This window comes from Rhodococcus tukisamuensis NBRC 100609, from assembly GCF_001894985.1.
Classification (GTDB): domain Bacteria; phylum Actinomycetota; class Actinomycetes; order Mycobacteriales; family Mycobacteriaceae; genus Rhodococcus_G; species Rhodococcus_G tukisamuensis.
Genome location: NZ_BCXG01000006.1, coordinates 237628 through 256704 on the forward strand (window position 1 = coordinate 237628; position 19077 = coordinate 256704).

Below are 19077 nucleotides of genomic sequence, written 5' to 3' on the forward strand. Positions count from 1 at the left end.
GCGTTTGCTCGCGCCGCCCCTTTGAAGGTGGCGAAAGCCCCGACGACAATGCCCCCCCTGCGTCGGCGGGGCCACTGCATTCCGGCACTGAGTCAGTCCGCGCACCGACCCGCCCAGTCCAGCGCCGGCCTTGGACCGGCACTGCGGTCTAGTTTGCGGCCAGCATCCGGTGGCCGAGCTGGCGACCCAACCGAACCACGACCGCTCCGGCTCCAGCGAGCAACAGCAGGTACCCGAGAGGCCCGAACGCGAAGAACGGCTCGTAAAGCACGCCTTCCGGCTTGACCTCGCCAGGGTTCGCGACAAAACCCGTCAAGGCGAGTAGGCCGAGTCCGATCACTGTGGCGCTGACGGCCCAGAATCTGCGGCCCGATCTGGCCGCGAAGGCCTGTGTCAGTGCGTAACCGAGGATGGCTGCGCAGGCGACGATCGCGACGAATCCGAACGTGGTGATGTCCGACATGGTGAATCCCTCTCCCGTCTGCCCCACGGAGTGGGGTGTTTCGTGTCTGGACAACATGGTTGCTGCTGGGGACTTGCCCTGTCGTCGGAGTGAGGTATGACCCTGCCGTCAGACTGGGGTATGACATCGAGCGCTAGACCCGGTGCGAGGTGGCATGCCGCGCCCATCCTTATTCGCACAGTCGTTCGATGGTTGCTTGAGTCGGATCGCGGGCCGTGGAGGGTTGCACTCGAAGGTCCACGTCCGTACATCCAGATGATGAAAGATTGCTGGTATGAAAGATTGCCAGCAATCTACCGATGCCCGATGCCCGATGCGGGGTGGTGGGGAGGGGTGGTGGACGATGGTGCTGCCCTTTCCTTCCTGAATCGCCCCGGGGTTTCCGGAGACTTCATTCCTTGGGAAGGATGGAGTCATGTCATCAGGGACGTCGAAGAGGTATCCGCCCGAGCTGCGTGAACGGGCGGTTCGGATGGTCGCCGAGATCCGCCCCGAGCACAGCTCGCAATGGGCGGCGATCGAGTCCGTCGCCGCCAAGCTCGGAATCGGAGCAGCCCAGACGCTGCACAACTGGATCCGCAAGGCTCAGGTCGATTCGGGGCAGCGCGCCGGCGTGACCACCGATGCCGCCGACGAGCTACGCAAGCTCAGGGCCGAGAATCGAGAACTCAAGCGGGCCAACGAGATCCTGAAGTCTGCATCGACTTTCTTCGCGGCGGAGCTCGACCGCCAACGCAAGTGATCGTCGACTACATCGACAGCCACAAGGAGGAGTTCGGCGTCGAGCCGATCTGCAGGGTGCTCACCGAGCACGGCTGCAAGGTCTCGTCGAGCACCTACTACGACGCCCGCAACCGCCTGCCGTCGAAACGGGACGTTCGGGACCAGGAACTCAAGCCCGAGATCGCACGGGTCCACCTGGAGAACTATTCGGTCTACGGTGCACGGAAGGTCTGGTTGCAATGCACCGCGAGGGCATAGAGGTGGCCCGCTGCACCGTCGAGCGGCTGATGGGCGATCTCGGACTCGAGGGTGCGCGACGCGGCAAGAAGAAGCGGACCACCCTCGCTGATCCACAAGCACATCGTGCCGGTGATCTGGTGGAGCGCAACTTCAACCCGGAATCACCAAATGTGTTGTGGGTAGCGGACTTCACGTATGTCTCAACGTGGTCGGGATGGGTGTACGTCGCCTTCGTGATCGACGCGTTCTCCCGTCGGATCCTGGGGTGGCGCAGTTCGACGACAATGACGACACCGCTGGTGCTCGATGCGATCGAACACGCGATCTGGACCCGCACGCGCGAAGGTGTCACCGACCTGTCGGGGCTGATCCATCACAACGACCACGGCTCGCAACATACGTCTGTGGCGTTCACCGAGCGGCCTGTCGACGCCGGGATCGATGCCTCGGTCGGGACGACCGGCGACAGCTACGACAACGCTCTCGCGGAGACGGTCAACGGGCTCTACAAGACCGAGTTGATCAAGGCTCAGGGCCCATGGCGGACCGTTGACCAGGTCGAAGCCGCCACCCTCGAACGGGTCGACTGGTTCAACCACCGCAGGCTCTACGAGCACTGCGGTGACCTGCCGCCGGCCGAGTACGAGGCCCTCTATTACCGTCAGCTCCGAACTCAGCCAACGGCTGAGTTCTCAAACCAGTAGGTCTCCGGACTCACCGGGGCGATTCACGCCGACGTGATGGCGTGGCCCGGGCAAATGACGCGCATGGAAAAGGAGATTGTGTGTCGCCTCGCATCGAACGTCTGTGGGTCCGGAATCTGAGGTCTGTCGGAGACGACTGGGTGACGGTCGACTTCCCGGAGACGGGGACGCTCGTGCTCCTCGGCGAGAACAACGCAGGCAAGAGCAACATCACTCGTGCCCTGGACATCCTGTTCGGCGACATGTGGCCCGCCAGCAGGCGGCTCGAGGAACACGACTTTCACGGTCGTGACAGCGACGGGATCGCCGTACGGGTTGGTGCACACGTTTCGGGTATCCCTTGCCCGTACTGCGGTGGGGAGGTGTCCAGCTTCAAGTGGGAACACGATCAGTCTTCACCTGCAGCTGGCGGAGACCCCGTCACGTACTCGTTCGCGTGTAGCGCCGACTACTGCCAGCGGACCTTCGTGAAGAAGGAGATGCGGACAGCGCTGTCCGCATCTGTGCTCGATGCCGACCGCCGGCTCGACTACCAGCTCAGCTACGCCAGCAAGTTCACCATGCTGTCCAAGCTCATGCACCGCTTCCACGAACGACTCATGGACGACCCCGCCCGCAAGGATCAGCTCGCCGATCTCTTCTTGCAGTTGGTAGGAGAGTTTGGGGGAGTGCCGGAGTTCGCGAAGTTCAAGGAGATCCTCGCGTCCACGGCCGCGGACTTCGGTCAGAATCTGTCCTATCGCCTGGACATCGACTTCAGTGCGTACGACCCCAGCAACTTCTTCCGATCACTGCGCGTCCACCCGACCCTCGCCGACGAAGTCCGGAACTTCGACGAACTCGGCACCGGACAGTCGCAGGTCCTTGCTCTGGCGTTCGCCTACGCCTATGCCATGGCCTACGGTCAGTCCGACGGCACCATCCTCGTGATCGACGAACCCGAAGCGAACCTGCACCCGCTGGCGCAACGATGGCTCGCGACGCGGCTGGGTGCGCTCACCGCCCCCGGACTGCAGGTCGTCATCACCACGCACTCCCCGCACTTCGTGGATCTTGCCCGGCCCGAGAATCTCGTGATGGTCAGCAAAGACGCCGACGGAGCGACGAGGGTGGTCCAACGAAGCCGCGACGACCTGCGCGACTATCTGGTCGAGCACGGAGCGGACGCCGATCGGACCCAACCGGACAGCATCGGGGGGTTCTACGCAGCCTCCGCCACCACCGAGATCGTCAGTGGGTTGTTCTCCCGCCGATGCGTCCTCGTCGAGGGCATCACCGAGGCACTCGCCCTGCCCGAACTGCTCCGCGCACGCGGGCTCGATGTCCTCCGCGAAGGCATCGCGATCGTCTCGGTCGAAGGCATCGGAAACATCGCCAAATGGCATCGCCTCTACACCGCCTTGGGAATCGAGTGCTACTGCATGTTCGACACCGACTCGGACAAGAAGGGCAACAACGCAGCCAATCTCGCAGGCAAGCGCCGCGACATCATGTCGGCCCTGGGACTCCCGAGAGACCTGGGCGAATCCGAGAATCTCTCGACCGACCCGATTGCCGTCGCAAGCAGCCACGCGACACTGGCCCCCAACTTCGAGGGAGCCGCCGAGCGGCTGTTCGGGGATCGCTGGGTCACACTCCACTCGGAAGCCGCCGCAGTTGTCGGTGAGTCCAAACCGCTACGCGCCCGGTATGCCGCGCAGCGACTCTCCGCCGAGGGCTACCCCGCGGAGGCGACCGAAGCCCTCGACGCCCTGATCGAGGCCATCCGGGGCGACTTGGCAACGCCAGATACCCAGGACTGCGAGCCGCCGCCGACCAGTTGACATAAGAGCTGCTATCGGTGCCCGGAATGCCGATTTTTCGGTTCCTAGGCGCGTCGTCCCTGCCCGGGAAGTCCGCCCGATACGACCGAGCGCACGCCTCCTCTAGGCGCTGGCCGGCCACCGTGCTCGGGGCGTTTGACAGGCTGGGCCTTGGGGCCGATCCGCGTGTACAGCTGGCGTCGTAGCCGGCGGGCTTTCGAAACCAGCTCATGCTCACGCGCCGTCAGTGGTCGAGCCGCCGCGGTCGCAGCAGCGGTTCGCAGAAACTCTTCGACCCTGGTCAATTCGGCCCGGGCCACGCGTTGACGATGTTCGACGATCTGCTTCGGCAACCGCTGCTTCTGGCGACCCGTGCGTTTGCCCACGGCGCAGATGTTCGCACACAGCATGGACATCGTCAGGGCATACGAACTTCCGATGCCCCAGCGGAATCCGACGGCATTGCTGCCACGTCGCCCGCGCCGCCAGCGGTCTCTACTCGCTGCGGGCGCTGTTCACGCGGATCGTGGACGACAAGCCTGCCTACCTGTATCCCTGACCCGATCGACCTCACGCGGCGGTGCGTTTTGCCGGACGCCCACCCAAGGGCTGCAGTATTCACGACCAGGCTGAAGGTCATATCGGCTGCAATCGGCTTGCCGGTGTCGACGGGCCTGCCGGAGAGTGGGATCGATTGTCGGGGTCGGGGTCGGCCATGCGCGTCGCGACGAGCGGACCTGTGGTGTCGCAGGAATGCTGTAGCTTCTGGCGATGCACCGCGACGTGGGCACCGACTCGTAGTAGTCGGGCTGGGGGAGGGGAGTCGATGAGCAACCAGTGGATTGCGTTCGCGAGTGACGAGGTGGCCTCGTGACGGCGGACACAGAGCCGTCGGCTCTGTTGAAGCGGGTCGCTATGCCCGGCTGGGTCGAGATGAGGTTGACGAAGATCAACCTCCGGACCGATGCCGCCAAGAAGTTCGCCGCGTGCACGCTCGACCACTGGAAGGGGACACCGGAGAAGTCTCAGCCGCAGACCGTCGTCAAGCCGCGAGCGGTAGCCGTGCACGACTCCGCGTCGCAACTGCTCGGTAGCTGCACGGCCTGGACGATCGCTGCAGTCACCGTTTCGCTCGGCGCGATCCTGTTCGACTTCGAGATCGAAGACTTCCTCGTTCTGATGGTATGGGTGGCCTGGCTGATCGTCTTCGTCGGCTCATGGCTGCTACGGGAGGTCACCAAAGCCTCCGCCCTTGAGTACCGCAGGCAAGTCAAGGCTGCCAAGCAGGCCGCGATGCGCAGGGACGCACCGCAGTTGTCGGACGCCGAGATGGACAGCCTCGCAAAGATACTTTCCACCACAGAGGGCAAGCTGGCGTACGCGGCGGCGGTTCTCGCGGCGGAAACGGAGTCCTCGCCGGTGTGGGGTGACCCCGTGTTCGACGACTTTCACGCCCGTGTGGACCTGCACCGGCATGTCGGCGAGATCGCCGACAGTGCCCGGGCTCTCGACCGAGCCAGAAAGAAGCTGGGATCGCGACCGGGTGGGGCGCTGGCCAAAGACGAAGCTGTCACCGAACTCTACGAGCGCCGAGTCCGCGAGTTCGATGAGCGGCTCGCGGGTCTCACGCAGCGAGTGCACGGACTCCTCGTCTACCGCGACCATGTCCACGGGTTCGAACCGTTGATCGAGAAACGCAAGTGGCTCGAAAAGCACCGTTACGACCAGGTCGATTCGGGGTCTGTGTTCGACGAGTTGGGATCTGCTGAACTGCGCAGCGCGACCGACGAAATCGACTCCCGCACGCGGGAAGCCATGAACTTCCTCCTGGAAGACGCCGAGCGGCTCAGCAAACTATGACCTCGAGGTGGCCGTCCCCGCGCCGGAGGCAGGGTCCGATCCAGGAGTGACGGGTAGAATCTTCGGATCGCGCGGGCAGGTGCCTGTGTCCGTGGTTGATGGTTTGGGATGCTGTGCCAATGGATGAGCAACCCACCCTGTTCCCGCTCGAGGACGTCGACGTATCCGCCGATGCGGGTGACGCGGCGGACCTGCAGACAGCGCTCGGGCTGTTGGCATTGATGGACCTGCCGCGGGTGGGTAGCGGGCGGGCGATCCGATTCGCGCAGCAGTTCGGGTCCGCTGAGGCGTTCAACACCGCGGCACCGGAGCAACGGCAACGTGCGGGTGGTGTCGCGGTCGAAGATCCGGTACAGGTTCTCGATCGGGATGTCCCGGACGGGGCTCGACTGGTCGGCTACTTCGACGACGACTACCCCACCTCATTGCGGGGCATCGCGAACCCGCCTGCGGTTCTCTGGATACAGGGAGCTCTTCCCGACCCTGCCCGGCGGATCGCGATCGTCGGTACGCGCTCGGCGACACGGTGGGGGGCAAGCATGGCGGCATCGATCGCCGAGGCGGCGGCAGCTGCCGGGGTGAGTGTCGTGTCCGGCCTCGCGCTCGGCATCGACATCGCCGCGCACCGTGCCGCACTGGCAGCCGGCGGTCACACCGTGGCCGTCCTGGGCTCGGGGATCGACACCCCCACCCCCCGCGAGCATCAGGCAGACGCACACGCCATCGTCGAAGCCGGCAGCTGCCTGATCTCCGAGGTTGGCCCAGGCACGCGTCCGAGCGCGCGCACACTGGTCGCGAGAAACCGGATCCAGAGCGGGTTGAGCTATGCGACGGTCGTCGTTCAGTGCGGGCTGAAGTCGGGAACCATGACCACCGCGAAGTTCACGCGCGAACAAGAGCGAGAGCTGGTGCTGCCCGTACCTCCGGAGGAGGAGCAGCGGCATCCGGAGAACGCGGGAAGCGCAGCTCTGGCCCGGTTGTCTCCGCCGCCGCGGCTTCTGCAGGTGCGGGGCGATCTCGCCGATCTGCTCACCGAGATCCGATGAACCCCGACGTATCCCGGATGGTCGCCAGGTTCCGAAACCTTGTGAGAGGGAGCGATGCGATGCCGACGAAGTTCAGTCCGGAGGAGCTCTATCCCGTGCTTCCGGCCGGGGACGGTATATGTGGTGTGTGCTTCGGATGGAGTGAAGGGGCCGAGCTGTGTGGGTCGTGCCGCCAGATCCGTGACGAACTGGAGAGTTCGCGGATCGATGTGCGGAGCATCAAGGTGCTGCCGATCTCCCTCGCCGTTAAGGGCGACGCACTGGCGGGCTCGCTGTACGGGTACAAGAACAACGGCGACCCTGCGGTGCGGGCAGATCACGCGGGCAAGGTCCGCGCACTTCTCCACGAGTACGTACAGGCACATGGTCGATGCCTGGGAGCCGTGGCAGGCATTGGGAAGTTCGATCTGATCACCTGGGTGCCGAGCGCGCAGGGCGCCCGTGTCGGGACCAGACATCCGCTCGCGGCGATGATCGAGGACGCACCCTGGAACTGCAACCGGGCCACCGAACTGTTGAGCCGGACAACCGTGGGCGTCGACTACCACCGGGTCCATCCCAAGCGTTTCGAGGTCACCGGAGATGTTGCCGGCCGGTCGGTGATGGTCGTGGACGATGTGTGGACGAGGGGGGCCAACGCTATGTCCGCGGCCTGGGCGCTGCGTGACGCCGGCGCTGCGGCGGTGGCGATCGTCGTGATAGGCCGTTGGCACACCCCGGATTACCGCGACAGCGGGATCTACAGCGAGACGGCGCAGGAAGTCGGCTTCGAGATGGACAACTGCGTCCAATGCGATCAGTCACCGATCACAGGAAGCACCACGACTCCAGTGACAAGGGATCTGTGGACCGCGGTGTCGCAGGTTCGCGCGACGACGGAGATTCCGAGTACCGGGGCAGCCCCGTCGATGATCAGAGAAGACGGCCGGGTCTACATTGACGCGGGATTGGCCATGGATCGCGATGCGTCGAGTATGGCCTGGGACTGGGAAGATGACTCTTGTAGCTGGTATCACTACGGCGCGGACTGCCCAGCGCTCAATGGAGCCTCTGTGGGACAGCTTCCGATTCGAGTCGCCCGCGCCGACTATGCGTTCAGTCCGTGCACGTACTGCACCGAAGCGAACGACGGTTCGTACTGGCGGGACGCCATCAACAGGATGGAGCTCCAGCGGATTCTGGCCATGCAAGGTGCCAAACCGCTGTTTGTGTCGGATCTCTGACCGGCACAGGGCGTCCGGCACGGCCTCCGACTGCTCCAAGCCAAGCCAAGCCAAGCCAAGCCAAGCCAGGGCTGGACATGGACGGTCAGACGGTGAGGGAACGGGCGATCTGTGCGATCGCTGCGTTGAACCGTTCCCGGCCTCCCGGTGAGTTCAACCCGCGGTCGGAGCAGTGTGGAATTTCGCCGGGAAGGACGTAGAGACCGCGATCTATGCCCGCACGTGCCCATCCGTCGCGCGCAGCTGCCCCCAGCAGCAGCACGGTGTCGAGGTCGGGACACCGGTCGACGAATTCCCGGGTCCACCGGACCGCTCGGGTGCGCTCGGCGGTGGTCGAACCGCCGTTCTTGATCCCGGCAACCGGAAACGGGACGACGTTCCAGTGCACCACCTCCGACCAAGAGATACCGTGCCGTGCGTATGCCTCGCGGCAATTGCGGGCGGTGCGATCGTTGTTGTCCAGGCTCAGCATCCCCGAACCGGTTCCCGTCTCAGCTTTGGTGGACGGGTTGTCGAGCAGTACCAGCACCCGTGCATGGATACCGCCCTGGTCGGGGTCGACATAGGGGATGTGTCCGCGGGGAAGCCCAACCGAGTCGGCGATCCGGTCGGCCAGCTCGTTCAACGGCCGGACATGGGGGTCTCGGATTCGTGCCATCTTCGCGGCCACGACAGTGGCATCGGCGTTGCGTCCGTTCGGCATGCGTGACGATGGCACATGCCTGCGACATCTCGCGTGTGAATGACGAACGGCGCCGGGTGGCGGACGAGACGATCCCGGAGCCGATCAGGCCCTCGTTGACTGTGGTCGCGCAGGGGTCACTCCGCACCCAGCTGTTGACTGCCGTCAATAGCCAGGCTCGGCCTCCCCCTGAGATTGGGTCGGGGCCGTGCCTTCTCGGAAGGCATCCGAGGATCCCGCCTGCCGCCACCACTTCTTTGCCATCTGCAACTCCCACACCACGAAGTCGAGGCCGGCGTACATCTCCGACTCCTTACTGGATCGGGGCGGGAGGCCCTCGAAGTGTCGCTCGGCGATCCGGTCGAGTTCGTCATCGGTCATACCCGGTTGGACGCAGCCCGGGACGGGCCGGTTTCAGGCAGCAAGGCCACCCCCGCAACGGCATCTGGTCGAAGAAGCACCTCCTTCGTCAACAGCGGAGTCGTTCCCTGGAAACACAAGGTGGGGCGCGAATACCAATGTGATACCGATGCTCGCTGACCTGCTCGCAGCTCTCGATCTCGTAGCTCCCCGCCGAGAGGGCAGGTAGCTGCCGAGTATTCGAGGTGCCGTGCAGAGGGCTCGATGTGACACACATGTGACACGCCATGGGGGAGTCATGAGTAGGAACGGATCGATTGGTGGGAAGGAAACTTGCTGACCAGGAGAAATTCTGGCTGGAATTTGATCTTATGGCCTCTCACTTCTTGAAAGCGAGCGTGGCGTTAAACCCACCGGGGGTTCAAATCCCTCCGCTTCCGCAAAGGCCCCGACCTGGTACCTGCAGGTCGGGGCCCTTTCATGCTTCTGGTGCGGCTACTGCGCGTCCATCGCGGCGACCGCGGCCGCCACGGCGTCGGCGATGTGGGCCTCGGCGGCCGTCTTGTCCACGCCGAGGCCGCTGAGTGGGCCGGAGCCGTTCTCGAGCTCGAGCAGCGCGAGCAGCAGGTGCTCGGTCCCGATGTAGTTGTGGCCCAGCCGCAGTGCCTCGCGGAAGGTCAGCTCCAGCACCTTGCGCGCCTGCGCGTCGTACGGGATGAGCGCGGGCACGGCGGCGGCGTCGACCGCGGTCGGCAGGGTCGCGGCCGCGGCCGCGCGGACGTCGTCCAGGGACACCCCCTGCGCGAGCACCGCCTTCGCCGCGATGCCCGCCGGCTCGGCCAGCAGGCCCAGCACCAGGTGGGCGGGCCGGATCTCGGGGTTGCCGGCGGCCCGGGCCTCGTTCTGCGAGGCCATGACCACGTTCCGGGCGCGCGGGGTGAACCGGCTGAAGCCGTCGTTCGGGTCCAGGTCGGACGGCTGGTCCGCGGGCTTGGTGGTGTACCGCTTCTGGGCCGCCTGCTTGGTGACGCCCATGCTCTTGCCGATGTCCGTCCAGGACGCGCCGGTGCGCCGGGCCTGGTCGACGAAGTGGCCGATCAGGTGGTCCGCGACCTCGCCGAGGTGTTCGGCGGCGAGGACCGCGTCGGAGAGCTGGTCCAGGGCGTCGGGGTGGACCTTCTTGATGGCCTCGATCAGCTCGTCGAGCCGCACCGGGTTGGTCATGCGTACGGGATTCGTCATGCGTCAACCATAGGTTGACGATTCCGTTCCGTCAACCGTGAGTTGACGGCAGCCCTCGGGCCTACGGCGTGTTGATGTAGTCCTGAATCGCCTTCTGTGCGTTGGGGTTGCCGGTGGCCATGCCGGCGAGGGCGCCGATGATCGCACCGGTGGGGGCGCCGATGATGCACCCCGCGAGGCTGCCGGGGAACATCGAGATGCATCCGATGCCGAGGCCCGCGACGGAGCCGATCGCTGTCCCGGCCGCGCCGCCGTTGGCCCAGCCGAGATTGAGTTCGTTGAGCATGTGCTCGAAGGCGGCCTGCTTCTCGGGCGAGTCGACCTGGTGGACGCCGGGGACTGCCTGGCCGGGCGGGCCGGTAGCGGCGCCGGCCTGTGCGATTCCGGGGCCTGCGATCATGGCCGCGGCGATCAGGGTGGATGCTGCCGTTCTGTTGATCAGGTTCATTTCGTTACCTCACCTGGACCAGACGAAGGAAGGGCCGAATTCGACTGTAAACCCGCCGTCGCGCAAGCGTCGGGCGAATCGCCCCGATCACCGCGGGTGAAAAGGCGGTGGCCGGTTCGCCGGGCGCCGCGACCGTCGACTCCGGGGGGTCGATGCAAACGGCGAATCTGCAAGCAGGAAAACCGATTACGGCCGTGGTTGCATTCCGGCGAGCTCGAGCACGTACTCGTCGGCGCCGGCGTCGTAGTTCACCGAGTAGGTGGTTGGGTAGCGGCCCGGTTTCGGGTAGATCTCCGGTTGCGAGATCTCCTCGTCCGCCGACGACCTCGTCAGCAGCCACTCGCGCGTCATCATCGGCTCCATGAACGTGTACGCGCCGTCCCAGGAGCCCGCAATGAACGTCTGGGTGAAGTCGAACCCGCCGGGCGCCAGGACGTCGGCGTTGTTCGTCCAGTGCTGGCCCATCTTCGGGACGTTCGTCAGGAGCGGAAGGCCCTCCGGCGGCGAGTAGTTCGTTGGCATCTGCGCTGCCGGCGGCAGGTTTCCGGCGCGGGGGAGGTAGTCCAGTCTCAGCGGGTCGTTCTCGGCAATGGTGGCCGCATCGACCATGTAGAAATGCATGTCGAAGTGGGGTTTGTCGAACAGCCCCACGGGATTGTGGCCGTGCGCATTCCAGTCCACCACGACGCTGTCGAAGATCGTCGACGCGCCCTGCGCCGGCATCGCGAGCGGGAACTCGGTCATCGGCGCGTCGGGCAGCCCGTCGAGGGCGGCGGCGGTCATCCGGATGCCGACGCCGGTGGGCCGGCCGTCCGCGTCGAGCGTCACGTACGCGCGGGCGGAGCCGGCCCCGATACCCGTCGGTGTCCCGTAAAAGGTTTCGGCGACGCCGTTTTCGGCCGAGGCGCCCGTGATGCCGCCGGCGCTGGCGTCGGAACACCCAGTGAGGGACGACAGCCCGGCGCAGACGGCGGCTGCCAGGGCCGCGGCGCGGACGGAGCGGGGGCGGAGCGGTCGGTGTGTGCGCATGTGCACCTCTGGGGAGAGGACCGGGAACACCGAGGTTACCGCCGCGGTGGTGACGGGCGTCGGGATTCGGGCGAAGCGCGACCCGCCGTGCGGCGGGTCGCGAAGGCACGCCGGCTGCCGTCGCGGCAGGAGGTGCCGACCGGCAGCGCCCTGACCTGGCGCCCGGCATCCAGGACGGTCGTCCAACAGGCTGCCCGAGTGAGGCGGCACGGCAACAGATTTCGGCGTGGGACAACACTCGGCGGTGGAAAGTCCGCTACCTTGGCGGGCAGCGGTTCGCCCGCACCCGGCGGGCAGTCGCTCGAGGTGGGCCCATGAAGCTACTCGCGACAATGGCTCTTTCGATGGCCCTGTGCGGCCTTTTCCCCTCGGTCGCCGCGGCCGGCCCGCGTGGGCCCGGACCGGCCCGTCAGGCCGCCTCCGTCGACCACGTCACCATGCTCACCGAGCGACGCGCCGCCGTGTTCGTGCACTCCCCGTCGATGGGCGAGGTGGTGCAGGTGCAGGTGCTGCTGCCCGCCGACCGGTCCGCCGCCAGGCCCACGCTGTACCTGCTCGACGGCGCGGGCGGGGGCGAGGAGTCGGACTACCAGGAGAGCACCTGGACGCTGAAGACCGACGCCGTGGACTTCTTCGCAGACAAGGACGTCAATGTGGTGCTGCCGGTCGGCGGCACCGGCAGCTACTACACGAACTGGAAGCAGCCCGACCCCACTCTCGGGGTCGACGAGTGGGAGACGTTCCTGACCACGGAACTGCCGCCGCTGATCGACACCCAGTTCCGGGGCAACGGCGTCAACGCGATCGCAGGACTGTCGATGGGCGCGCACGCGGCACTGAATCTCGCGACCAGGCACCCCGCCATGTACCGCGGCGTCGCGGCCTTCAGTGGCTGCGCCGACAACGGCCAGGCCGACTCCCGGCTGTCGGTGCGTGCCACCGTCGCCTGGAAGGGCGGCGACGCGGACAACATGTGGGGACCGGACGGCGACCCGGAATGGGCGGCGAACGATCCCATGCGCAACGCGGAGGCGTTGCGCGGCAAGGAGATCTACGTCGCGACGGGTAACGGCGCGGCCGGGCCGCTGGACGACCCGACCACCGTGGACGGGCTCAGCGCACTGACCCTCGGCGCGGCGCTCGAGGCGGCCGCCCTGCGCTGTACGCAGCTGTTCGACGACCGGCTGCGGGAGTTGGCCATCCCCGCGACGTTCCACTACCGGCCCGCCGGCACCCACTCGTGGCCCTACTGGCAGCAGGACCTGCACGACGCGTGGCCCACCCTGGCCCGGTCGCTCGGCCGGTGACGGTCAGACCTGGCGCGACTTCCAGATCGGCAGGCCGTCGCCGGTGGCGAAAGCGAGGAAGGCATCGTTCTCGTCGGGATCGCCGATGGTGATCCGCACCCCGTCGGTGCCGTAGGGGCGCACCAGCACGCCCGCTGCCGCGCTGGCCTCGGAGAACTCCGCCGAGCGGTCGCCGAGCGGCAGCCAGACGAAGTTCGCGTTGGACGCGGGCACCTCGTAGCCGGCGCCGATCAGGGCTTCGCGCATCCGCCGGCGCTCCGCGACGACCCCGTCGGTGCGGGCCAGCAGTTCGTCCGCGGCGGCCAGCGAGGCGACCGCAGCGGCCTGCGCGACCGTGCTCACGGCGAACGGGATGTGCACCTTGCTCAGCGCCGCGATGATCCCGGGGTCCGCGACCGCGTACCCGACCCGCAGGCCCGCGAGGCCGTACGCCTTCGAGAACGTCCGTAGTACAACGACGTTCGCCCGGCCCTCGGCGAGCGCGACACCGTTCGGGATTTCCGCGCCGGCCTGGTCGCCAGGGCGCGTGTACTCGATGTACGCCTCGTCGAGGATCACCAGGATGTCCGCGGGCACCGCGTCGAGGAATCGTTCGAGCGCATCCTGCGTGACGACGGTGCCGGTCGGGTTGTTCGGATTGCAGACGAAGATCACCCGGGTCCGGTCGGTGATCGCTGCGAGCATCGCGTCGAGGTCGTGCAGGTGGTCTGCGGTCAGCGGCACCTGGACCGGGGTGGCGCCCGCGACCCGCGCGACCACCGGGTACACCTCGAACGCGCGCCAGGCGAAGAGCACCTCGTCGCCGGGGCCCGCGGTGATCTGCACGAGCTCCTGGCACAGGCTCACCGATCCGCAGCCCGCGGCGACGCGGTCGACGCTGACGCCGAGCGAGTCCGCGAGGGCCTCGCGCAGGGCGACCGACCCGTTGTCGGGATAGCGGTTCACGCCCAGCGCGGACTCCGCGATCGCAGCGGCGACGCTGGGCAGCGGGCCCGCCGTGGTCTCGTTGCTCGCGAGTTTTATCGCGCCGGGAAACGTGCGTCCGGGCACGTAGGGGCTGATGTCGACGAGGTCGGGGCGGGTGCGTGCGGTCACGGGAGGTCATTATGCATGCGTGGCCGACTCGCGGTGGGCCGTCGGCCCAGGCTGGGCGCAAATTGGGACGAGCGCACGGGCCCGGGTCGTGCCAGAGTAGATGTATGTCGGGAATCTTCACCGACAGCGCGATGCTCCGCGCCGTCGGTGACCAGTCGGATCAGTCGCAGACGGATCAGCCGCGGGCCACCGTGCCGCTGACGGCGGCGGCGCCGGACGGGCCGGCCCGCGGCGGCATCGTGGTGCTGCACGAGTCGCGGAGGTTCACCGACGCGGTGCTGGACCTGATGCGCCTGCTCGCGGGCGAGGGCTGGCTGACGGTCGCGCCGCACCTGTTCCACCGGCAGCCCGGGGACCTCGAGGTCGAGGTGTTCGGCGACAACCTGTTCGCGGACTTCGACGCCGCCTTCGACTGGCTGGTCGCCCGCGGCGTGTACGCGGACTGCGTCGGGGTGCTCGGTTTCGACGACGCCGGCACGGCCGCGCTGCTGGTCGCCACCAACCGGCCGGTCGGGGCGGCGGTGAGCGTCGCGGCGCGCGGCATCGTCGAGCCGCTGCGGGCGGACACACCTGCCCTGGTGGACGCGCTGGCGTCACTGCAGGCGCCCTGGCTGGGCCTGTACGGCGAGGACGACCCCCGAACCCCGCCCGCGCACGTCGAGCGGCTGCGCGACGCGTCCGCCCGCGCACCCGTCGCCACCCACGTGGTGAGTTACCGCGGCCTGGCGCACCGGGCCGACGAGCCGACGCAACTGCCGGACAACGGGGACGACGACGATCCGGACGTGCAGGCGATCATGGATGCGCAGCGGCGGATCTTCGACTGGTTCGACGGAAACCTGAGGTGACGGCCCGGTTACCGGCGGTGACCTGGGACTTTGGAGGCGTTTTGCCATCCCGGTCCAGTCTGTGTAACCTTTCGATCCGGCGGTTCCGAAAGGTTCCTGAGCCTAGGAAGCGTGCCAGAGCGGCCGAATGGGACTCACTGCTAATGAGTTGTCCTCCTCAAAGGGGACCGGAGGTTCAAATCCTCTCGCTTCCGCCACGTTGGTGCCAGTTGGCCAACACAATTTAAGAACATGCGCCCGTAGCTCAACGGATAGAGCACTTGACTACGGATCAAGAGGTTAGGGGTTCGAATCCCTTCGGGCGCACAACAAAGGGCCCCGTCACCACTGGTGACGGGGCCCTTTCGGTTTGTCGGGGCAGGGTGTGCTTCACCTCACGTACTGCGGGATCGGGCCGACGCGATTAGTTTGGGGCGGCCCGACGGTCTCCATTGCCGGACATCCCGAAGCGACGAACGAGGAGCGACTCCATGCGCATTGTGATCTGCGAATTCATGAGCCTGGACGGCGTCGTGCAGGCGCCCGGCGGACCCGACGAGGACACCGACGGCGGATTCGCGCACGGCGGCTGGTCGCACCCGTTCTTCGACCCGGAGGTGGTCGGTGGCGCCTTCGACGGCGCGCTGAGCGCGGCCGCGGCGCTGCTGTTCGGCCGCCGCACCTGGCAGACGATGGCCGCGGCGTGGCCCGAGCGCGCCGGCGACCCGTTCGCCGACCGGATGAACGCCATCCCGAAGTACGTCGTGTCCGGGACCCTCGGCGACGGCGAGCTGACCTGGGACAACACCACACGCATTCCCGGTGAGGAGGCCGTCGCCGGAATCCGGAAGCTGCACGAGGCGGACGGCGGCGACCTGCTGGTCATGGGCAGCCCCACCCTGGCCCGCACCCTGCTGAGCGAGGGCCTGGTCGACGAGCTCCGGCTCATCGTGATGCCGGTGCTGCTCGGCGGCGGGAAGTCCATCTTCCCCGACGACGGCGGCCTGCGCACGCTCGAGCTGGTCTCGGTGGTCACCAGCGACGCGGGCGTGAACGTCTGCACCTACCGACCGGCCACCGCGGGGTAGCTCGCGTCGGGTCCCGGATCAGTGACATCCGCAGACGCCGGTCAGCGACTGCACCTGGTAGCACTCGCCGCAGGTCATCTCGGCGCCGTGCTCGCGGCGCCGTGACTGGTCGCGTCGGCGGGTCTTGTCGCGGGCCCGGCGGACCTGCTCGGTGAGGGTCGCGGTGCCGCCGTCGGCGGGCAGCCCGGCCGCCTCGAAGTGCCGGTAGCAGCGCAGCCGCTCCTGCGCGGCGTGCAGTTCGACGTCCTCTGGTGTCTCGCCGTACGACGCGGTCACCGCGACCGCGTACCCCGGGCCGACGGTGCCGTCCACCTTGCTCACGCACAGGGAGGTCAGCAGCGGCTCGCCGCGGCGACGGCACTCCGCCCCGACCCGGCCGAGGGTCTCGCCGATCCAGTTCTGCATCAGGCTCTTCGTGCGAACCCCCGTGTCGGCCTGGATCCGGGCAGCGAGGTCCCCGTAGGTGACGGTGCCGAGGTAGCTGCCGGCCACCTCGATCAGGACCGTCCGCGCGTGCTCCGCCCAGACCTCTTGGTTGTCGCGCATGCAGTACCCCCGTCTACTGCGACCGACGCGTCCGGCCGTCTGTCCGGTTCATCCGTATCGGCGGTCTGAGTGTTACCGCGGGCCCGGTCCCGTGCGGGCCGGGCGACGCGCGGTGCGGCGTCGCCGGTGCCGAACGGCCCGCTGTCGCTTACCGTAGGCAGGTGACCATTCCTGTGCAGGGCGCCGCGTCGGCCCCGGGTTCCGCTTCGGCCTGGCCCGCGGTTCTCACCTGGCGTGCACACTCGGCGCCGCGGATGGAATCGGTCCGCGTCCAGCTCGTCGGCAACCGGATCAAGGCCGCCGGCCGGATCATCGGCGGGCACTGCGCCGAGCACAACGCCTTCAGCGCCTCCTACGACCTGGTCACCGACGAGAACGGCGTCACCCGTCGCCTCTCGCTTCGGGCCAGTCTCGCGTCCGGGGAGAAGCAGGTCTCGATCAGCCGGGACGAAGAGGGCTACTGGATGATCGAGGACGGCACCAACCCCAAGCGCTCCACCTTCGGCGGCGCGCTGGACGTGGACGTGGTGCTCAGCCCGTTCTTCAACACGCTGCCGATCCGGCGCTTCGGCATGCAGACCGACTCGGAGGACATCCAGGTGCCGGTCGTGTACGTGTACCTGCCGGACCTCAGCGTGCGGGAGGCGAGCCTGACGTACAGCAGCGGCTCGGACGGCATCCACGTGCTCTCCCCGGTGTCGAGTTCCTCGATCACCATCGACGCCGACGGCTTCGTCCTCGACTACCCCGGACTGGCCGAACGGATCTGACGCGGGTCCCGACCGGCCCTGTCTCCGCGGCTCAGTAGGTCCGGGCCCGCAGCACCTCGCCGCGGCGTCCGGCGTCCCGCAGGAGCCGCTCCCAGCCCGGTTCGCCCACCAGCACGCCGGTGATCTCCGTGCGCGGCAGGCTCTCGTAACGACGCCGCGCCGCATGCCCGGCAACGACCAGTGCCTCGGTGTCGGCGTCCGCCGCGAGTGCGGCGCGGGCCGCGGTGAGCAGCTCCAGCGCCTCGTCCAGCGCCACGGTGAGGGCCTCGGCGTTCGCCTCGCACATCGCGCGGACCAGGTCCGGCGCGGTGCCCGCGACCCGGGTGCCGTCGCGGAACGAGCCCGCCGCCAGCGCCAGTGCCAGGTCGCCGCCGGACGCCGCCGTCACCGCCAGGGCCTCCGCGAGCAGGTGCGGCAGGTGCGAGATCCGCGCGACCGCCGAGTCGTGCTCGTCGGGGTCCGCGGGCACCACCACCGCGCCACAGTCCAGCGCCAGGTCCGCCACGCGAGTCCAGGACGCCGGATCGGTGCCGTCCTCGGCGGTGACCACCCAGACCGCGTCCCGGAACAGCTCGCCGTCGCCGGCGGACCAGCCGGACTGCGAGGTGCCGGCCATCGGGTGCCCGCCCACGAATCGCGAGCCCAGCCCGTGCCCGGCGACGGCGTCGCGCACCGCGCCCTTGACGCTCACCACGTCGGTGAGGGTGCATCCGGGGGCGTGCACCGCGATCTGGCCGAGCACCGCGTCGAGCGCGGGCACCGGCACCGCGACGACCAGCACGGCATCCGCTTCGGCGGCCCGGCGCAGCACCGCCGTGAGGTCGCTGTCGGCGTCGTAGCCGTCGGCGCGCGCCTCCTCGACCGGGCCGGCGGAGCGGTTGTAGCCCCAGGCGGTGCGGCCGGCCGCGACGGCGGCGCGCAGCAGCGACCCGCCGATCAGGCCGAGCCCGAGCACGCACACCGGCGGGGTGGTGGATTCAGCAGACACCCGGATAGGTTGGCACATTTCGCGCTGGACTTCTGTTACCGGCCTGCGGCGGACTACGGTGACCGCATGGCAGCTCAGCGCGCGCGGGACAACAGCGCACCTTCGGACGAGCTCGACGATCTCGAGGGGTTTGCGGTCGCAGTCGTCCGGGAGGACGGCAAGTGGCGGTGCACGGCGCTGACCACGGCCGCGCTCGACAGCCTCGAGGCCGCGGAGACCGAACTGCGTGAGATGCGCAGCTCCGGCGCGGTGTTCGGTCTGATCGACGTGGACGACGAGTTCTTCGTCATCCTGCGCCCGGCGCCGTCCGGGACCCGGCTGCTCCTCTCCGACGCCACCATGGCGCTGGACTACGACATCGCCGCGGACGTGCTGGAAGCACTGAACGTCGAGACCCCGGACATCGACCCCGACGAACTCGACACCGTCGAGCCCTGGGAAGAGGGCGACCTCGGCCTGCTCGCGGACCTCGGCCTCCCGGAACCGGTGCTCGGGGTGATCCTCGCGGAGACCGAGCTGTACCCGGACGAGCAGTTGAACATGATCGCGCAGCGGCTCGGGTTCGCCACCGAGCTGTCCGCGGTGCTCGACGCCGCGCCGCGGTAGACGACACCGCACAGACGGCACCGCGTTG

18 protein-coding genes, 2 tRNA genes, 1 pseudogene and 1 other annotated feature are annotated in these 19077 nt (G+C 67.8%); of the genes and pseudogenes, 12 read left to right on the plus strand and 9 right to left on the minus strand.

Translation table 11 applies throughout. The features are described from left to right. Positions 1-148: 148 nt before the first annotated feature. A complete protein-coding gene (locus tag RT2_RS09590; RefSeq protein ID WP_169888248.1) occupies positions 149-463 on the minus strand; it encodes a DUF3955 domain-containing protein in 315 nt (104 codons plus the stop codon). Between the two features lie 415 nt (positions 464-878). Here RT2_RS09590 and RT2_RS09600 point away from each other — a divergent pair. From RT2_RS09600 to RT2_RS09620, 5 genes and pseudogenes are all read left to right on the plus strand, one after another. Further along, positions 879-2130, plus strand: a pseudogene (locus RT2_RS09600) (IS3 family transposase). Then, positions 1166-1294: a sequence feature (AL1L pseudoknot), on the plus strand. Its footprint overlaps the pseudogene before it by 129 nt. 173 nt (positions 2131-2303) lie before the next feature. After that, positions 2304-3953, plus strand: a complete 1650-nt coding sequence (locus tag RT2_RS09605) for an ATP-dependent nuclease (protein ID WP_139191113.1) — start codon at positions 2304-2306, stop codon at positions 3951-3953. 849 nt (positions 3954-4802) lie between these two features. Continuing rightward, positions 4803-5792 carry a hypothetical protein gene (locus RT2_RS09610; protein WP_139191114.1) on the plus strand — a complete coding sequence of 330 codons (990 nt, stop codon included), beginning with the start codon at positions 4803-4805 and terminating at the stop codon, positions 5790-5792. A 119-nt stretch (positions 5793-5911) separates the two neighbouring features. Further along, the gene (locus RT2_RS09615; protein ID WP_072844555.1) at positions 5912-6838 is read left to right on the plus strand and encodes a DNA-processing protein DprA; all 927 of its coding nucleotides are present in this window, start codon (positions 5912-5914) and stop codon (positions 6836-6838) included. Between the two features lie 59 nt (positions 6839-6897). After that, positions 6898-8061 (plus strand): hypothetical protein, encoded by a 1164-nt coding sequence (locus tag RT2_RS09620; RefSeq protein WP_139191116.1) that lies wholly within the window; start codon positions 6898-6900, stop codon positions 8059-8061. Between the two features lie 85 nt (positions 8062-8146). Here the strand turns inward: RT2_RS09620 and RT2_RS09625 are convergent, their stop codons facing one another. The 5 genes from RT2_RS09625 to RT2_RS09645 form a co-directional block, all read right to left on the minus strand. Further along, positions 8147-8764: a uracil-DNA glycosylase gene (locus RT2_RS09625; RefSeq protein ID WP_072844557.1), complete on the minus strand. Its 618-nt coding sequence runs from the start codon at positions 8762-8764 to the stop codon at positions 8147-8149. A gap of 144 nt (positions 8765-8908) precedes the next feature. Continuing rightward, the gene (locus RT2_RS09630; protein ID WP_072844558.1) at positions 8909-9124 is read right to left on the minus strand and encodes a hypothetical protein; all 216 of its coding nucleotides are present in this window, start codon (positions 9122-9124) and stop codon (positions 8909-8911) included. Positions 9125-9598: 474 nt separating this feature from the next. Then, positions 9599-10345, minus strand: a complete 747-nt coding sequence (locus tag RT2_RS09635; protein ID WP_072844559.1) for a Clp protease N-terminal domain-containing protein — start codon at positions 10343-10345, stop codon at positions 9599-9601. A 61-nt stretch (positions 10346-10406) separates the two neighbouring features. Then, positions 10407-10793: a hypothetical protein gene (locus tag RT2_RS09640; RefSeq protein WP_072844560.1), complete on the minus strand. Its 387-nt coding sequence runs from the start codon at positions 10791-10793 to the stop codon at positions 10407-10409. 186 nt (positions 10794-10979) lie between these two features. Then, positions 10980-11822, minus strand: coding sequence for a DUF5602 domain-containing protein (locus RT2_RS09645; protein WP_072844626.1), 843 nt, complete (start codon positions 11820-11822; stop codon positions 10980-10982). A gap of 314 nt (positions 11823-12136) precedes the next feature. Here RT2_RS09645 and RT2_RS09650 point away from each other — a divergent pair, with 314 nt between their 5' ends. Continuing rightward, positions 12137-13129, plus strand: coding sequence for an alpha/beta hydrolase (locus RT2_RS09650; RefSeq protein ID WP_072844561.1), 993 nt, complete (start codon positions 12137-12139; stop codon positions 13127-13129). A gap of 3 nt (positions 13130-13132) precedes the next feature. Here RT2_RS09650 and hisC read toward each other — a convergent pair whose 3' ends face one another. After that, positions 13133-14224 (minus strand): histidinol-phosphate transaminase, encoded by a 1092-nt coding sequence (gene hisC, locus RT2_RS09655; RefSeq protein ID WP_072844562.1) that lies wholly within the window; start codon positions 14222-14224, stop codon positions 13133-13135. A gap of 104 nt (positions 14225-14328) precedes the next feature. On the opposite strand from hisC, the gene RT2_RS09660 reads away from it, so the two are divergent. The 4 genes from RT2_RS09660 (at position 14329) to RT2_RS09675 (ending at position 16139) form a co-directional block, all read left to right on the plus strand. After that, positions 14329-15072, plus strand: coding sequence for a dienelactone hydrolase family protein (locus RT2_RS09660; protein WP_072844563.1), 744 nt, complete (start codon positions 14329-14331; stop codon positions 15070-15072). Positions 15073-15177: 105 nt separating this feature from the next. Then, positions 15178-15269 (plus strand) — tRNA-Ser (locus tag RT2_RS09665). 36 nt (positions 15270-15305) lie between these two features. Then, positions 15306-15378: transfer RNA gene (locus RT2_RS09670), tRNA-Arg, on the plus strand. A gap of 164 nt (positions 15379-15542) precedes the next feature. Beyond that, positions 15543-16139 carry a dihydrofolate reductase family protein gene (locus tag RT2_RS09675; RefSeq protein ID WP_072844564.1) on the plus strand — a complete coding sequence of 199 codons (597 nt, stop codon included), beginning with the start codon at positions 15543-15545 and terminating at the stop codon, positions 16137-16139. Positions 16140-16157: 18 nt separating this feature from the next. On the opposite strand, the gene RT2_RS09680 is transcribed toward RT2_RS09675, so the two are convergent. Further along, positions 16158-16685 carry a hypothetical protein gene (locus RT2_RS09680; protein ID WP_072844565.1) on the minus strand — a complete coding sequence of 176 codons (528 nt, stop codon included), beginning with the start codon at positions 16683-16685 and terminating at the stop codon, positions 16158-16160. Positions 16686-16846: 161 nt separating this feature from the next. Here RT2_RS09680 and RT2_RS09685 point away from each other — a divergent pair, with 161 nt between their 5' ends. Then, positions 16847-17455, plus strand: coding sequence for a putative glycolipid-binding domain-containing protein (locus RT2_RS09685; RefSeq protein ID WP_083577242.1), 609 nt, complete (start codon positions 16847-16849; stop codon positions 17453-17455). A 31-nt stretch (positions 17456-17486) separates the two neighbouring features. Here RT2_RS09685 and RT2_RS09690 read toward each other — a convergent pair whose 3' ends face one another. Beyond that, complete coding sequence (locus RT2_RS09690; protein WP_072844567.1) at positions 17487-18461, minus strand: prephenate dehydrogenase; 975 nt, start codon at positions 18459-18461, stop codon at positions 17487-17489. 48 nt (positions 18462-18509) lie between these two features. Between RT2_RS09690 and RT2_RS09695 the strand changes: the two genes are divergently transcribed. Beyond that, a complete protein-coding gene (locus RT2_RS09695) occupies positions 18510-19049 on the plus strand; it encodes a tRNA adenosine deaminase-associated protein (protein WP_072844568.1) in 540 nt (179 codons plus the stop codon). The last annotated feature ends 28 nt before the right edge of the window (positions 19050-19077 follow it).

What these genes read in the sequence shown, in the direction of transcription:
- RT2_RS09590 (WP_169888248.1), bottom strand. Translation starts at nt 463, where the DNA reads ATGTCGGACATCACCACGTTCGGATTCGTCGCGATCGTCGCCTGCGCA.
- RT2_RS09615 (WP_072844555.1), top strand. Translation starts at nt 5,912, where the DNA reads ATGGATGAGCAACCCACCCTGTTCCCGCTCGAGGACGTCGACGTATCC.
- RT2_RS09620 (WP_139191116.1), top strand. Translation starts at nt 6,898, where the DNA reads ATGCCGACGAAGTTCAGTCCGGAGGAGCTCTATCCCGTGCTTCCGGCC.
- RT2_RS09625 (WP_072844557.1), bottom strand. Translation starts at nt 8,764, where the DNA reads ATGCCGAACGGACGCAACGCCGATGCCACTGTCGTGGCCGCGAAGATG.
- RT2_RS09630 (WP_072844558.1), bottom strand. Translation starts at nt 9,124, where the DNA reads ATGACCGATGACGAACTCGACCGGATCGCCGAGCGACACTTCGAGGGC.
- RT2_RS09635 (WP_072844559.1), bottom strand. Translation starts at nt 10,345, where the DNA reads ATGACGAATCCCGTACGCATGACCAACCCGGTGCGGCTCGACGAGCTG.
- RT2_RS09640 (WP_072844560.1), bottom strand. Translation starts at nt 10,793, where the DNA reads ATGAACCTGATCAACAGAACGGCAGCATCCACCCTGATCGCCGCGGCC.
- RT2_RS09645 (WP_072844626.1), bottom strand. Translation starts at nt 11,822, where the DNA reads ATGCGCACACACCGACCGCTCCGCCCCCGCTCCGTCCGCGCCGCGGCC.
- RT2_RS09650 (WP_072844561.1), top strand. Translation starts at nt 12,137, where the DNA reads ATGAAGCTACTCGCGACAATGGCTCTTTCGATGGCCCTGTGCGGCCTT.
- RT2_RS09660 (WP_072844563.1), top strand. Translation starts at nt 14,329, where the DNA reads ATGTCGGGAATCTTCACCGACAGCGCGATGCTCCGCGCCGTCGGTGAC.
- RT2_RS09675 (WP_072844564.1), top strand. Translation starts at nt 15,543, where the DNA reads ATGCGCATTGTGATCTGCGAATTCATGAGCCTGGACGGCGTCGTGCAG.
- RT2_RS09680 (WP_072844565.1), bottom strand. Translation starts at nt 16,685, where the DNA reads ATGCGCGACAACCAAGAGGTCTGGGCGGAGCACGCGCGGACGGTCCTG.
- RT2_RS09690 (WP_072844567.1), bottom strand. Translation starts at nt 18,461, where the DNA reads ATGTGCCAACCTATCCGGGTGTCTGCTGAATCCACCACCCCGCCGGTG.
- RT2_RS09695 (WP_072844568.1), top strand. Translation starts at nt 18,510, where the DNA reads ATGGCAGCTCAGCGCGCGCGGGACAACAGCGCACCTTCGGACGAGCTC.